The sequence below is a fragment of the Burkholderia sp. MS389 genome (assembly GCF_016899425.1).
GTDB classification, from domain to species: domain Bacteria; phylum Pseudomonadota; class Gammaproteobacteria; order Burkholderiales; family Burkholderiaceae; genus Burkholderia; species Burkholderia sola.
This window is the reverse complement of sequence record NZ_CP045994.1, coordinates 2,479,331-2,492,129: the sequence shown is the minus strand read 5'-3', so window position 1 is coordinate 2,492,129 and position 12,799 is coordinate 2,479,331. Positions and strand designations below refer to the sequence as shown.

The 12,799-nt window shown below is 67.7% G+C and carries 10 protein-coding genes; all 10 read left to right on the top strand.

Annotated features, from left to right (window positions below; translation table 11 throughout):
* The first annotated feature begins 160 nt into the window (after positions 1–160).
* The 10 genes from hutH to GJG85_RS11485 all read left to right on the top strand — a co-directional run bounded on the left by hutH (position 161) and on the right by GJG85_RS11485 (position 12,707).
* Positions 161–1,684 (top strand): histidine ammonia-lyase, encoded by a 1,524-nt coding sequence (gene hutH / locus GJG85_RS11530; RefSeq protein WP_050017988.1) that lies wholly within the window; start codon positions 161–163, stop codon positions 1,682–1,684.
* Between the two features lie 4 nt (positions 1,685–1,688).
* A complete protein-coding gene (gene hutC, locus GJG85_RS11525; RefSeq protein WP_050017987.1) occupies positions 1,689–2,384 on the top strand; it encodes a histidine utilization repressor in 696 nt (231 codons plus the stop codon).
* Between the two features lie 39 nt (positions 2,385–2,423).
* Positions 2,424–4,112, top strand: coding sequence for a urocanate hydratase (gene hutU, locus GJG85_RS11520; RefSeq protein WP_204383327.1), 1,689 nt, complete (start codon positions 2,424–2,426; stop codon positions 4,110–4,112).
* Positions 4,113–4,114: 2 nt separating this feature from the next.
* Positions 4,115–4,726: a HutD family protein gene (locus GJG85_RS11515; RefSeq protein ID WP_050017986.1), complete on the top strand. Its 612-nt coding sequence runs from the start codon at positions 4,115–4,117 to the stop codon at positions 4,724–4,726.
* A gap of 4 nt (positions 4,727–4,730) precedes the next feature.
* Positions 4,731–5,954 carry an imidazolonepropionase gene (hutI, locus tag GJG85_RS11510; RefSeq protein ID WP_089488669.1) on the top strand — a complete coding sequence of 408 codons (1,224 nt, stop codon included), beginning with the start codon at positions 4,731–4,733 and terminating at the stop codon, positions 5,952–5,954.
* 199 nt (positions 5,955–6,153) lie between these two features.
* Positions 6,154–7,530 (top strand): formimidoylglutamate deiminase, encoded by a 1,377-nt coding sequence (locus tag GJG85_RS11505; protein WP_050017984.1) that lies wholly within the window; start codon positions 6,154–6,156, stop codon positions 7,528–7,530.
* 52 nt (positions 7,531–7,582) lie between these two features.
* Positions 7,583–8,380, top strand: a complete 798-nt coding sequence (hutG, locus tag GJG85_RS11500) for an N-formylglutamate deformylase (protein WP_050017983.1) — start codon at positions 7,583–7,585, stop codon at positions 8,378–8,380.
* A 751-nt stretch (positions 8,381–9,131) separates the two neighbouring features.
* Positions 9,132–9,944 (top strand): gamma-glutamyl-gamma-aminobutyrate hydrolase family protein, encoded by an 813-nt coding sequence (locus tag GJG85_RS11495; protein ID WP_050017982.1) that lies wholly within the window; start codon positions 9,132–9,134, stop codon positions 9,942–9,944.
* Positions 9,945–9,955: 11 nt separating this feature from the next.
* Complete coding sequence (locus GJG85_RS11490) at positions 9,956–11,293, top strand: glutamine synthetase family protein (RefSeq protein ID WP_050017981.1); 1,338 nt, start codon at positions 9,956–9,958, stop codon at positions 11,291–11,293.
* A gap of 28 nt (positions 11,294–11,321) precedes the next feature.
* Entirely contained in the window at positions 11,322–12,707 is a 1,386-nt protein-coding gene (locus tag GJG85_RS11485) for an aspartate aminotransferase family protein (RefSeq protein ID WP_176016048.1), read from the top strand.
* Positions 12,708–12,799 lie beyond the last annotated feature (92 nt).

The window sequence follows — 12,799 nt, the reverse complement described above, 5'->3', positions numbered from 1 at the left end:
GCAACATATGTTAAATCGCGACCCCAACCGGCCGAGCCGGCGGCGCGTGGCGGACATCAGGGAAACTCCCGAGCCGGAATTATGAAAAACGGGTTGTCTAGACAAGTTCCGATGGCTACACTTCAATCCATTCCGAACTTGTCTAGACAGGATTGCTCACATGATTACGTTGACCCCCGGCCATCTGACCCTCCCGCAACTGCGCCGGATCGCACGCGAATCCGTGCAACTGAAACTCGACCCGGCCAGCTTCGCGAAGATCGACGCGGGCGCGAAGGCCGTCGCCGACATCGCCGCGAAGGGCGAGCCGGCCTACGGCATCAACACGGGTTTCGGCCGTCTGGCGAGCACCCACATCCCGCACGACCAGCTCGAACTGCTGCAGAAGAACCTGGTGCTGTCGCACGCGGTCGGCGTGGGCGAGCCGATGGCGCGCTCGTCGGTGCGTCTGCTGATGGCGCTGAAGCTGTCGAGCCTCGGCCGCGGCCACTCGGGCATCCGTCGCGAAGTGATGGACGCGCTGATCACGCTGTTCAATGCGGACGTGCTGCCGCTGATCCCGGTGAAGGGTTCGGTCGGCGCCTCGGGCGACCTCGCGCCGCTCGCGCACATGTCGGCCGTGCTGCTCGGCGTCGGCGAAGTGTTCATCCGCGGCGAACGCGCGAGCGCGCTCGACGGTCTGCGCGTCGCCGGCCTCGCGCCGCTGACGCTGCAGGCGAAGGAAGGCCTCGCGCTCCTGAATGGCACGCAGGCATCGACCGCACTCGCGCTCGACAACATGTTCGCGATCGAAGACCTGTACCGCACCGCGCTCGTCGCCGGCGCGCTGTCGGTCGACGCGGCAGCCGGCTCGGTGAAGCCGTTCGACGCGCGCATCCACGAACTGCGCGGCCATCAAGGCCAGATCGACGCGGCCGCGTCGTACCGCGAACTGCTCGAAGGTTCGCCGATCAACCAGTCGCACCGCGACTGCGACAAGGTGCAGGATCCGTACAGCCTGCGCTGCCAGCCGCAGGTGATGGGCGCGTGCCTCGACCAGATGCGTCATGCGGCCGACGTGCTGCTGGTCGAAGCGAACGCCGTGTCGGACAACCCGCTGATCTTCCCGGATACCGGCGAAGTGCTGTCGGGCGGCAACTTCCATGCCGAGCCCGTCGCGTTCGCGGCCGACAACCTCGCGCTCGCCGCGGCGGAAATCGGCGCGCTGGCCGAGCGCCGCATCGCGCTGCTGATCGACGCGACGCTGTCGGGCCTGCCCCCGTTCCTCGTGAAGGACGGCGGCGTGAACTCCGGCTTCATGATCGCGCACGTGACGGCGGCCGCTCTCGCATCGGAGAACAAGACGCTCGCGCACCCGGCGTCGGTCGACTCGCTGCCGACTTCCGCGAACCAGGAAGACCACGTGTCGATGGCGACGTTCGCCGCGCGCAAGCTCGCCGACATCGCGGACAACACGAAGCACATCCTTGCGATCGAACTGCTGGCCGCCGCCCAGGGCGTCGACCTGCGTGCGCCGTACCACACGAGCCCGAAGCTCGCGCCGGTGATGGAGACGATCCGCGGCAAGGTTGCGCACTACGAGCTCGATCACTACTTCGCACCGGACATCGCGGTGATCGCGAAGCTGGTCGGCGAGCGCGCGTTCGCGAAGGTCGCGCCGTTCTCGTTCGCATCGGAACAGTAAGCCGATGAGTGCGCCGGTCTACCAGGAGATCAAGGATTTCATCCTGGGCCGCATTCACGCCGGCGAGTGGGCGGAGGGCGATCAGGTGCCGTCCGAGAACGAACTGGCACGCGAGTTCAAGGTCGCGCGCATGACCGTCAACCGCGCGGTGCGCGAGTTGACGGCCGAGCAGGTGCTCACGCGCATGAAGGGCGCGGGCACCTACGTCGCGCGGCCGAAGTACGAGTCGACGCTGGTCGCGATCCGCAGCATCTCGGAAGAGGTGGGCGCACGCGGGCATGCGTACCGCGCGAGCGTGCTCGGGCTCGACACGATCCGCGCCGACGATGCGCTTGCCGACGAGATGCAGGTGGCCGTGCGCACGAAGCTGTTTCATTCGCAGGTGCTGCACTTCGAGAACGACGAGCCGGTGCAGCTCGAAGAACGATGGGTGAATCCGGCGGTCGCGCCGGATTACGCCGAGCAGGATTTCACGAACACGACGCCGAACCTGTACCTGATGCGCGCGGCGCCGCTGCAGCGCGTCGAGTACCGGATCGAAGCGGCGGCCCCGGCGCCGGAGCGGCGCGAGCAGCTGCGGATGGACGACGTCGAACCGTGTCTGGTTTTACATCGGCGCACCTGGTCGCAGGGCGTCGTCGCCTCGGTGGCGAATTTGTGGCATCCCGGCAGCCGTTATCGCTTCACCGGGCATTTCTGATTCCTTATTGATCTTCCATTTCCTTCGGGAGCAGTCGTCATGAACCATCCGAAACACATCGATCCCCGTCTCGATCCGACGCGCACGATCCGCGCGCCGCGCGGCAGCGAAAAGACCTGCAAGACCTGGCTGGCCGAAGCGGCCTACCGGATGATCCAGAACAACCTCGACCCGGAAGTCGCCGAGCATCCGCATGCGCTCGTCGTGTACGGCGGCATCGGCCGTGCGGCGCGCAACTGGGAATGCTACGACCAGATCCTCGCGTCGCTGAAGGATCTCGAGGAAAACGAAACGCTGCTGATTCAATCGGGCAAGCCGGTCGGCGTGTTCCGCACGCACAAGGATGCGCCGCGCGTGCTGCTCGCGAACTCGAACCTGGTGCCGCACTGGGCGAACTGGGATCACTTCCACGAGCTCGACCGCAAGGGCCTGATGATGTACGGCCAGATGACGGCCGGCAGCTGGATCTACATCGGCAGCCAGGGCATCGTGCAGGGCACCTATGAAACGTTCTTCTCGGTCGCGAACCAGCACTTCAACGGCGATCCGTCGGGCCGCTGGATCCTGACGGGCGGCCTGGGCGGGATGGGCGGCGCGCAGCCGCTCGCCGCGACGATGGCCGGCTTCTCGATGATCGCGGTCGAATGCGACGAGACGCGCATCGACTTCCGCCTGAAGACGCGCTACGTCGACAAGAAGGCGACGACGCTCGACGAAGCGCTCGGCATGATCGACGAAGCGAAGCGCACCGGCAAGCCGGTGTCGATCGGCCTGCTCGGCAACGCGGCCGACGTGTTCGCGGAACTCGTCACGCGCGGCATCACGCCGGACTGCGTGACCGACCAGACGAGCGCGCACGACCCGATCAACGGCTACCTGCCGCAAGGCTGGACCGTCGCGCAATGGCGCGAGGCGCAGAAGGTCGATCCGCAAAGCATCGTGAAGGTCGCGAAGCAGTCGATGGCCGTCCAGGTGCGCGCGATGCTCGCGCTGCAGGAACGCGGCGCGGCGACGCTAGACTACGGCAACAACATCCGCCAGATGGCGCTGGAAATGGGCGTCGAGAACGCATTCGACTTCCCGGGCTTCGTGCCGGCGTATATCCGCCCGCTGTTCTGCGAAGGCAAGGGCCCGTTCCGCTGGGTCGCGCTGTCCGGCGATCCGGAAGACATCTACAAGACCGACCAGAAGGTGAAGGAGCTGATCCCCGACGATCCGCACCTGCACAACTGGCTCGACATGGCGCGTGAGCGCATCGCGTTCCAGGGCCTGCCGGCACGGATCTGCTGGGTCGGCGTGAAGGATCGCTACCGCCTCGGCCAGGCGTTCAACGAGATGGTCAAGAACGGCGAACTGAAGGCGCCGATCGTGATCGGCCGCGACCACCTCGACACGGGTTCGGTCGCGAGCCCGAACCGCGAAACGGAATCGATGAAGGACGGTTCGGACGCCGTCAGCGACTGGCCGCTGCTGAACGCACTGCTGAACACGGCAGGCGGCGCATCGTGGGTGTCGCTGCACCATGGCGGCGGCGTCGGCATGGGCTTCTCGCAGCACTCGGGCGTCGTGATCGTCGCCGACGGCACCGCCGACGCGCACGAGCGTCTCGGTCGCGTGCTGCTGAACGATCCGGCGACGGGCGTGATGCGCCATGCGGATGCCGGTTACGAACTCGCGCAGCACACGGCCCGCGAAGCCGGCCTGAAGCTGCCGATGCTCGGCCGCTGAGCATGACGGCGCTCGACCAGGCGCCGGTGAACGTGACGACGATCCGCGCGGCGGATCTCGTCGCGTCGCCGTGGAAGAACGGCGGCGGCGTGACGCGCGAGATCGGCGCGTTCCCGCCCGGCGCGGCACTCGATGCGTTCGCGTGGCGCGTGAGCGTCGCGGACGTCGGCACGGCCGGGCCGTTCTCGCGTTTCGACGGCGTCGACCGCACGCTCGTGCTGCTGTCCGGCGCGGGCATGACGCTCGCCGAAGCGGGCGGCACGCGGCACGTGCTCGATGCACCGCTGGCCCGTGCGGATTTTGCGGGCGAGACGGCGATCGACGCGATGCTGCACGACGGCGCGACGCGCGACTTCAATCTGATGACGCGCCGTTCGGCTGCGCGCGGGTCGGTCGACGTATGGCCCGAGGGCACGCACCGCATCGAGCGCGCCGATACCGTGCTGCTGTTCTGCGCGACCGGCGCGGTCGGTGTCGAGATCGACGGCGCGCACTACGCGCTGCAGGAAATGGACACGCTGCGGCTCGACGGGCCGCGGCGTGCGTTTGACGTCGTCGTGAGCGGAAGCGGCGCGCTGCTTGCCGTATCGCTCGCCGTCGGCGAACGAGACTGAACGCATGAAACCGACTGTCTGGCATCACCTGAGGCTGTGTCCGCACGGCCATCCCGACGAGACGATCGACGACGCGGCGATCGCCGTCGACGAAACCGGCACGATCGCGTGGCTCGGCGCATTGTCCGCGCTGCCGCACGGTTATGCGCACTGGCGGCGCGAGGACCTGCACGGCGCGTGGGTGACGCCGGGCCTCGTCGACTGCCATACGCACCTCGTGTACGGCGGCACGCGCGCCGACGAATTCGCGCAGCGCCTCGCGGGCGTCAGCTACGAGGAAATCGCGCGGCAGGGCGGCGGGATCGTGTCGACGGTGCGCGCGACGCGCGCGGCCGACGAGACAGCGCTGTTCGTGCAGGCCGCCGCGCGCCTGCAGCCGCTGCTCGCCGAAGGCGTGACCGCGATCGAGATCAAGTCCGGCTACGGGCTCGACCTCGCGAGCGAGCGCAAGATGCTGCGCGTCGCGCGCCAGCTCGGCGAACGCTTCCCGGTCAGCGTCTATACGACCTTCCTCGGTGCGCATGCGCTGCCGCCGGAATACGCGGGCCGCGCGGACGACTACATCGACGAAGTGTGCGACCGGATGCTGCCGACGCTGGCCGACGAAGGGCTCGTCGACGCGGTCGACGTGTTCTGCGAACGCATCGGCTTTTCGCTCGCGCAGACCGAACGCGTGTTCGAGGCCGCGACGCGGCGCGGGCTGCCGGTGAAGCTGCATGCGGAGCAACTGTCGAATGCGGGTGGCACGGCGCTCGCCGCGCGTTACCGCGCGCTGTCCGCGGACCACCTCGAATTTCTCGACGAAGCCGGCATCGAGGCGATGAAGGCGGCCGGCACGGTCGCCGTGCTGCTGCCCGGCGCGTACTACTTCATCCGCGAAACGCAACTGCCGCCGATCGAGCTGCTGCGCAAGCACGGCGTGCCGATCGCGCTCGCGACCGATCACAACCCGGGCACGTCGCCGCTCGAATCGCTGCTGCTGACGCTGAACATGGGCTGCACGCTGTTCCGCATGACGGTGCCCGAGGTGCTGCAGGGCGTCACCCGCCATGCGGCCGCGGCGCTCGGCCGCGCGGATCGCCACGGCGCGCTCGAGGTCGGTCGCCAGGCCGATTTCGCCGCGTGGTCGGTCGGTTCGCTGGCCGAGCTGGCGTACTGGATCGGCCGGCCGCTGTGCGAGCAGGTCGTACGCGGCGGCACGACCGTGTTTCGCAGGATGAACGGATAGTTTTTGCGACGGACCGGGTTCGGTACGTGACGTACCGGATCCGGGCGACGCTTTGCAGGGGACCGGACCCGGCGCGCAACGGCGCACTCCGGTCGATCGCCGCGAGGCCGGCGCTGGCGCGACGCGCTCGCGCCTGCCGGCCGCGGCACCGGGCCGGACGAGATGCTCAAGCGCTCGATCCGGTCGATGAGGACACGCAATGACCGACACCCTGTTGTTCGCGGACCATGCCTACCTGCCCGATGGCTGGCGCCGCAACGTGCTGCTGCGCTGGGACGCGGCCGGCACGCTGACCGACGTGACGCCCGACACCGACGCACCGGCCGGCGTCGCGCGCGCGGCCGGGCCGGTGCTGCCCGGCATGCCGAACCTGCATTCGCACGCGTTCCAGCGCGCGATGGCGGGGCTCACCGAATACCGCGCGAATCCTGCCGACAGTTTCTGGAGCTGGCGCGACCTGATGTACCGCTTCGCGCTGAAGATCACGCCCGACGCGCTCGCGGCGATTGCACGCTGGCTGTATGTCGAGATGCTCAAGTGCGGCTACACGTCGGTGTGCGAATTCCACTACGTGCATCACGCGCAGGACGGCTCGCGCTATCCGCAGATCGCGGAGCTCGGCACGCGCGTGGTCGATGCCGCGCGCGCGGCCGGCATCGGCATCACGATGCTGCCCGTGTCGTACCAGTTCGCCGGCTTCGGCAACAAGCCGCCGCGCGACGACCAGCGCCGCTTCATCAACACGCCCGACGGCGTGCTCGAACTGCTCGACGCGATGCGTCGCGCGGTGCCCGAGCATGGCGGCCTGCGCTACGGCGTCGCGCCGCATTCGCTGCGCGCGGTGTCCGAGAGCGGGCTGCGTGTGCTGCTCGACGGGCTGCCCGGCGATGCGCCGGTGCACATCCACATCGCCGAGCAGACGGCCGAAGTCGACGACTGCGTGCGCGCGTACGGCGCACGCCCGGTCCAATGGCTGCTCGATCGTTTCGACGTCGACGCGCGCTGGTGCCTCGTGCACGCGACGCACGTCGATGCGGCCGAGACGGCGGCGCTCGCGAAGCGTCGCGCGGTCGCCGGGTTGTGCCTGACGACCGAAGCGAACCTCGGCGACGGCGTGTTTCCGGCCGTCGACTATCTCGCGCAGGGCGGCGTGATCGGCGTCGGCTCGGACAGCCACGCGTCGGTCGAGTGGCGCTCGGAGCTGCGCCTGCTCGAATACGGGCAGCGGCTCGTGCACCGCGCGCGCAACGTGCTGGCGAGCGAGTCGCAGGCGCACGTCGCCGATCGCCTGTTCGATGCGTCGCTCGCGGGCGGGGCGCAGGCAAGCGGGCGACGCATCGGTGCGCTGCGCGCAGGCTGTCGCGCCGACTGGCTCGTGCTCGATCCCGATCATCCGGCGATCGCCGAACACGACAGCACGGCATGGCTGTCGGGCATCGTGTTCGCCGAACATGGCGAGACGCCGGTGCTCGACGTCTACACGGGCGGCGAGCGCGTCGTGAGCGGCCGCCGCCATCGCGACGAAGCCGCCGCGTATGCCGACTACCGCGCCGCGCTGGCGCAACTGCTGCGCTGAACGCGCGACACCCGGCGCACGGTGCGCCGGCCGACTCTTACGGTGAGGCGACATGACTGAACAACCGGCTGTATTCACGCTGAAGCAGGGCACGCTGCCGCTGCTGATCTCGATTCCGCATGCGGGCACGCACATCCCCGACGACATCGCAGCGACGATGACGCCCGGCGCGCGCTTCGTCGACGATTGCGACTGGCATCTGGAGCGGCTGTACGGCTTCGCGGCCGATCTCGGCGCATCGATCCTCGTGCCGTCGCATGCGCGTTACGTCGTCGACCTGAACCGTCCGCCCGACAACGAGAACCTGTATCCGGGGCAGGACACGACGGGGCTCGTGCCGGTCGATACGTTCGACAAGGCGCCGCTGTATCCGGCCAACGCGCTGCCCGGCAACGACGAGATCATGCGTCGCCGCGACCGTTACTGGCTGCCGTATCACGACGCGCTGCAACGCGAGATCGCGCGCCTGAAGGGCGAACACGGCCGCGTGCTCGTGTGGGAAGCGCATTCGATCCGCTCGCACGTGCCGCGTTTCTTCGACGGCCGCCTGCCGGACTTCAACTTCGGCACGTCGAGCGGCGCGAGTGCGGCGCCCGGTCTCGCGGAGGCGCTCGCCGCGCGCGTGCTCGCGCACGGCGGCTACACGGCCGTCGCGAACGGGCGCTTCAAGGGCGGCTACATCACGCGTCACTATGGCGTGCCCGATACCGGCGTCGAGGCCGTGCAGCTCGAGCTGTCGCAGATCACCTACATGGAGGAGACGCGTCCGTACGCGTACGACGAAGCGCGTGCAGCGCGGATCGCGCCGCTGCTGCAGACGCTCGTCGAAACGGCGCTCGCGCATCGCTGAGCACCGGCCGCATGCATGCGGCAGCGCGGCGGGCAGTGCGTTCCGCCCCGTCGGCACATGGCAGGCGAGCCGATGCAATGCACAAAACGGCATCGATCCGCGCGATCGATGCCGTTTTTTTCGTCTGACCGATGGCGTCATCGGCACCTGAAAATTTGACGCAATTTTTCGGTGATATAAGCTGAATGTCAGGAAGTCGTCACGCGCGTACCGGCGGCGAGGCCATCGACGATGGCCGGACTGCGCCGGCATCCGCTGCGAGACATCTTGCTGACGTGTCGCCACGCGGCATAGCGACACGTGTCCTGTCTCCATCAGTCAGTCGAGTACGATCGTGAAAGCCGCCAGCCCTTCGATACGCCGGACGCGAAGTCCGTCGGCGGGCGCGCCGCCTCAGGCCGGGCCGAACCGGCATGCTGATCGCGGCACGCGCGCCACCCCGTTACGCGAGCCTCGCTTCTTCGCCATTTCCCATCGCGGCCCGCGCCGCTTCAATCTCGCGACCGCGCACCTGTCGAGCGCGGTGCAGTGCGACGGCAGCGCATCGTTGTTGCCCTAGCGTCCGTTTCCGCTTCCGTTTTCGCTTCCGTTCCGGGACGCATCGCCCGTTGCCGCAGCATCCGTGCGGCAGGATCGCGCCTGCGCCTGCGCCTGCGCCTGCGCCGCGCGATCGCACGCGCGTGCGACGTACCCGTGAACCTGGATCGTTGCGCGCGCAAGCGTGTCGCGCGCCCTTACCGGAGAGACGTCGATGCGTGAACGCCCGATCGTAGCCGTCACCGCCGACCGCATCCTGCGCGGCGCCCATCCGAACCACACGGCGGGCGAGAAGTACCTCGCCGCCATCGTCGACGGCGCCGGCGCGCTCGCGTTCGTCTTGCCCGCGCTCGGCGCGCGGCAGCCGGCCGACGCGATCGTCGCGGCAATCGACGGACTGCTGCTGACCGGCAGCTATTCGAACGTCGAACCGCATCATTACGGCGGCGCTGCGAGCGTACCCGACACGCTGCACGATCCGGCGCGCGATGCGACCGCGCTGCCGCTGATCCGCGCGGCGATCGACGCGGGCGTTCCCGTGCTCGCCGTCTGCCGCGGCATGCAGGAGCTGAACGTCGCGTACGGCGGCACGCTGCATCAGCGGCTGCATGCGACGACCGGCTTCGACGACCACCGCGAACGACCGGACGATCCGCTCGAACGGCAGTACGGTCCCGCGCATGTCGTGCAGCTCACGCCGGGCGGCCTGCTGCAGCGGATCGCGCGCGGCGCGCAAGAGGCGACGGTCAATTCGCTGCACGACCAGGGCCTCGCGCGCCTGGGCGCGGGGCTCGCCGTCGAAGCGAGCGCGCCCGACGGGCTGGTCGAAGCCGTCAGCGTGCGCGGTGCGCGTGCGTTCGCGCTCGGCGTGCAGTGGCATCCCGAATGGCGCTACGCGGAGCAGCCGCTGTCGCGCGACATCTTCGCGGCATTCGGCGCGGCGTGCCGCGCGCGGATGACGCATCGCCTTCGTGCGGGCGGCGGCGCGACGCCATCGCCGGCCGCATCCGATATCGACATCGACTAACGAGGCCGATCATGCAACCCGAACTGAGCGAATTCCTGCGACAGCACCGCATCACCGAAGTCGAGGCGATCATTCCCGACATGGCCGGCATCGCGCGCGGCAAGATCATTCCGCGCAACAAATTCGAATCCGGCGAATCGATGCGCCTGCCGCAGGCCGTGATGGTGCAGACCGTCACCGGCGACTATCCGGAGGACGGCACGCTGACCGGCGTGACCGATCCCGACATGGTGTGCGTGCCCGATCCGTCGACGATCTGCCTGATCCCGTGGGCAGTCGATCCGACCGCGCAAGTGATCCACGACTGCGTGCACTTCGACGGCTCGCCGGTCGAAATCTCGCCGCGCTACGTGCTGCGCCACGTGCTCGACCTGTACGAGGCGAAGGGCTGGAAGCCCGTCGTCGCGCCGGAACTCGAGTTTTATCTGGTCGACATGAACGCCGATCCCGACTTGCCGCTGCGGCCGCCCGTCGGCCGCACGGGGCGGGCGGAAACGGGTCGCCAGTCGTATTCGATCGAGGCCGTCAACGAGTTCGATCCGCTGTTCGAGGACATCTACGAGTACTGCGAAATGCAGGGCCTCGATATCGAGACGCTGATCCATGAAGTCGGCGCCGCGCAGATGGAGATCAATTTCATGCACGGCGACGCGCTGTCGCTGGCCGACCAGGTGTTTCTGTTCAAGCGCACGGTGCGCGAGGCTGCATTGCGTCACAACATGTATGCGACGTTCATGGCCAAGCCGATGGAAAACGAGCCCGGGTCCGCGATGCACATTCATCAGAGCCTCGCGGACATACGCACCGGGCGTAACCTGTTCGCCGACGAAAACGGCGCCGTGTCGCCGCTGTTCCACAGCTATCTGGCGGGGCTGCAGAAGTACACGCCGGCGCTGATGCCGATCTTCGCGCCGTACATCAATTCGTACCGTCGCCTGTCGCGCTTCATGGCCGCGCCGATCAACGTGCAATGGGGCTACGACAACCGTACGGTGGGTTTTCGCATCCCGCAGTCGAGCCCCGTCGCGCGTCGCATCGAGAACCGGATACCGGGCGTCGACTGCAACCCGTACCTTGCGTTCGCGGCGACGCTCGCTGCCGGCTATCTCGGCATGACGCAACAGCTCGCGCCGACCGAGCCGATCGCATCGGACGGCTACGATCTGCCGTATCAGCTGCCGCGCAACCTCGAGGAAGGCATCTCGCTGATGGCCGCGTGCGAGCCGCTCGCCGGCATCCTCGGCGACAAGTTCGTGAAGGCCTACCTGGCATTGAAGGAAACCGAATACGAAGCGTTCTTCCGTGTGATCAGCTCGTGGGAACGCAGGCATTTGCTGCTGCACGTGTAGACGTGCGGCGCTGTTTGACGGAGAAAACATGACCGATCGAAACGACGCTTTTCCGCAGTACTCGACCGCCGATTTTCGTGCGCTCGACGCCGCGCACCACATCCACCCGTTCTCCGACATGGGCGCGCTCAACCGCGCCGGCAGTCGCGTGATCGTGAAGGCCGACGGTGTCTACCTGTGGGACTCGGACGGCAACAAGGTGATCGACGGGATGGCTGGCCTGTGGTGCGTGAACGTCGGCTACGGCCGCAAGGAACTCGCCGACGCCGCGTATCGCCAGATCCAGGAGCTGCCGTTCTACAACACGTTCTTCAAAACCACGCATCCGCCGGTGATCGAACTGTCGGCGATGCTGGCCGAAGTGACGCCCGCCGGCTTCAACCACTTCTTCTATTGCAACAGCGGCTCGGAAGGCAACGACACCGTGCTGCGTCTCGTGCACCAGTACTGGCGCGTGCAGGGCAAGCCGCAGAAGAAGTACGTGATCTCGCGCAAGAACGGCTATCACGGCTCGACGATCGCGGGCGGCACGCTCGGCGGGATGGGCTACATGCACGAGCAGATGCCGTCGAAAGTCGAGCACATCGTGCATATCGATCAGCCGTATTTCTTCGGCGAAGCGCAGCCGGGCGAGACGCCCGAAGCATTCGGCCTCGCACGCGCGCAGCAGCTCGAAGCGAAGATCCTCGAACTCGGCGCGGAGAACGTCGCGGCATTCATCGGCGAGCCGTTCCAGGGCGCGGGCGGCGTGATCTTCCCGCCGTCGACGTACTGGCCGGAAATCCAGCGGATCTGCCGCAAGTACGACATTCTGCTCGTCGCCGACGAAGTGATCGGCGGGTTCGGGCGCACCGGCGAATGGTTCGCGCACCAGCACTTCGGCTTCGAGCCGGACTTGATCACGATGGCGAAGGGCCTGACGTCGGGCTATGTGCCGATGGGGGCGGTGGGCATTCATGAGCGCGTCGCGCGCCCGATCATCGATAACGGCGAATTCAATCACGGCCTCACGTATTCGGGCCATCCGGTGGCGGCGGCCGTCGCGGTCGCGAACCTGAAGCTGCTGCGCGACGAGGGGATCGTCGAGCGCGTGAAGACCGATATCGGGCCGTATTTCCAGCGCCGGCTGCGCGACGCGCTGGGCGACCATCCGATCGTCGGCGAGATCGCGGGGAGCGGGTTGGTTGCTGGCGTTCAGCTTGCGCGCGATCGTGAGCGGTTCGATGCGAGTGTCGATATCGGCACGATCTGCCGCGACTTCTGCTTCAACGGCAACCTGATCATGCGCGCGACCGGCGACCGGATGCTGCTGTCGCCGCCGCTCGTGATCCGCGAGGCGGAGGTAGACGAGATCGTCGACAAGGCGAAGCGCGCATTCGATGCGACGGCGGAGCGGGTGGGGCGCGTGCGGTAAGTCTCGTTATCTGCAAGCGGGCGCGTCGTCGCATGACGTGGCGCTTGCGTCGCAAACGACGCCAAAACGAAAAGGGCCTGCGTCGTGAGACG

What these genes read in the sequence shown, in the direction of transcription:
- hutH (WP_050017988.1), top strand. Translation starts at nt 161, where the DNA reads ATGATTACGTTGACCCCCGGCCATCTGACCCTCCCGCAACTGCGCCGG.
- hutC (WP_050017987.1), top strand. Translation starts at nt 1,689, where the DNA reads ATGAGTGCGCCGGTCTACCAGGAGATCAAGGATTTCATCCTGGGCCGC.
- hutU (WP_204383327.1), top strand. Translation starts at nt 2,424, where the DNA reads ATGAACCATCCGAAACACATCGATCCCCGTCTCGATCCGACGCGCACG.
- GJG85_RS11515 (WP_050017986.1), top strand. Translation starts at nt 4,115, where the DNA reads ATGACGGCGCTCGACCAGGCGCCGGTGAACGTGACGACGATCCGCGCG.
- hutI (WP_089488669.1), top strand. Translation starts at nt 4,731, where the DNA reads ATGAAACCGACTGTCTGGCATCACCTGAGGCTGTGTCCGCACGGCCAT.
- GJG85_RS11505 (WP_050017984.1), top strand. Translation starts at nt 6,154, where the DNA reads ATGACCGACACCCTGTTGTTCGCGGACCATGCCTACCTGCCCGATGGC.
- hutG (WP_050017983.1), top strand. Translation starts at nt 7,583, where the DNA reads ATGACTGAACAACCGGCTGTATTCACGCTGAAGCAGGGCACGCTGCCG.
- GJG85_RS11495 (WP_050017982.1), top strand. Translation starts at nt 9,132, where the DNA reads ATGCGTGAACGCCCGATCGTAGCCGTCACCGCCGACCGCATCCTGCGC.
- GJG85_RS11490 (WP_050017981.1), top strand. Translation starts at nt 9,956, where the DNA reads ATGCAACCCGAACTGAGCGAATTCCTGCGACAGCACCGCATCACCGAA.
- GJG85_RS11485 (WP_176016048.1), top strand. Translation starts at nt 11,322, where the DNA reads ATGACCGATCGAAACGACGCTTTTCCGCAGTACTCGACCGCCGATTTT.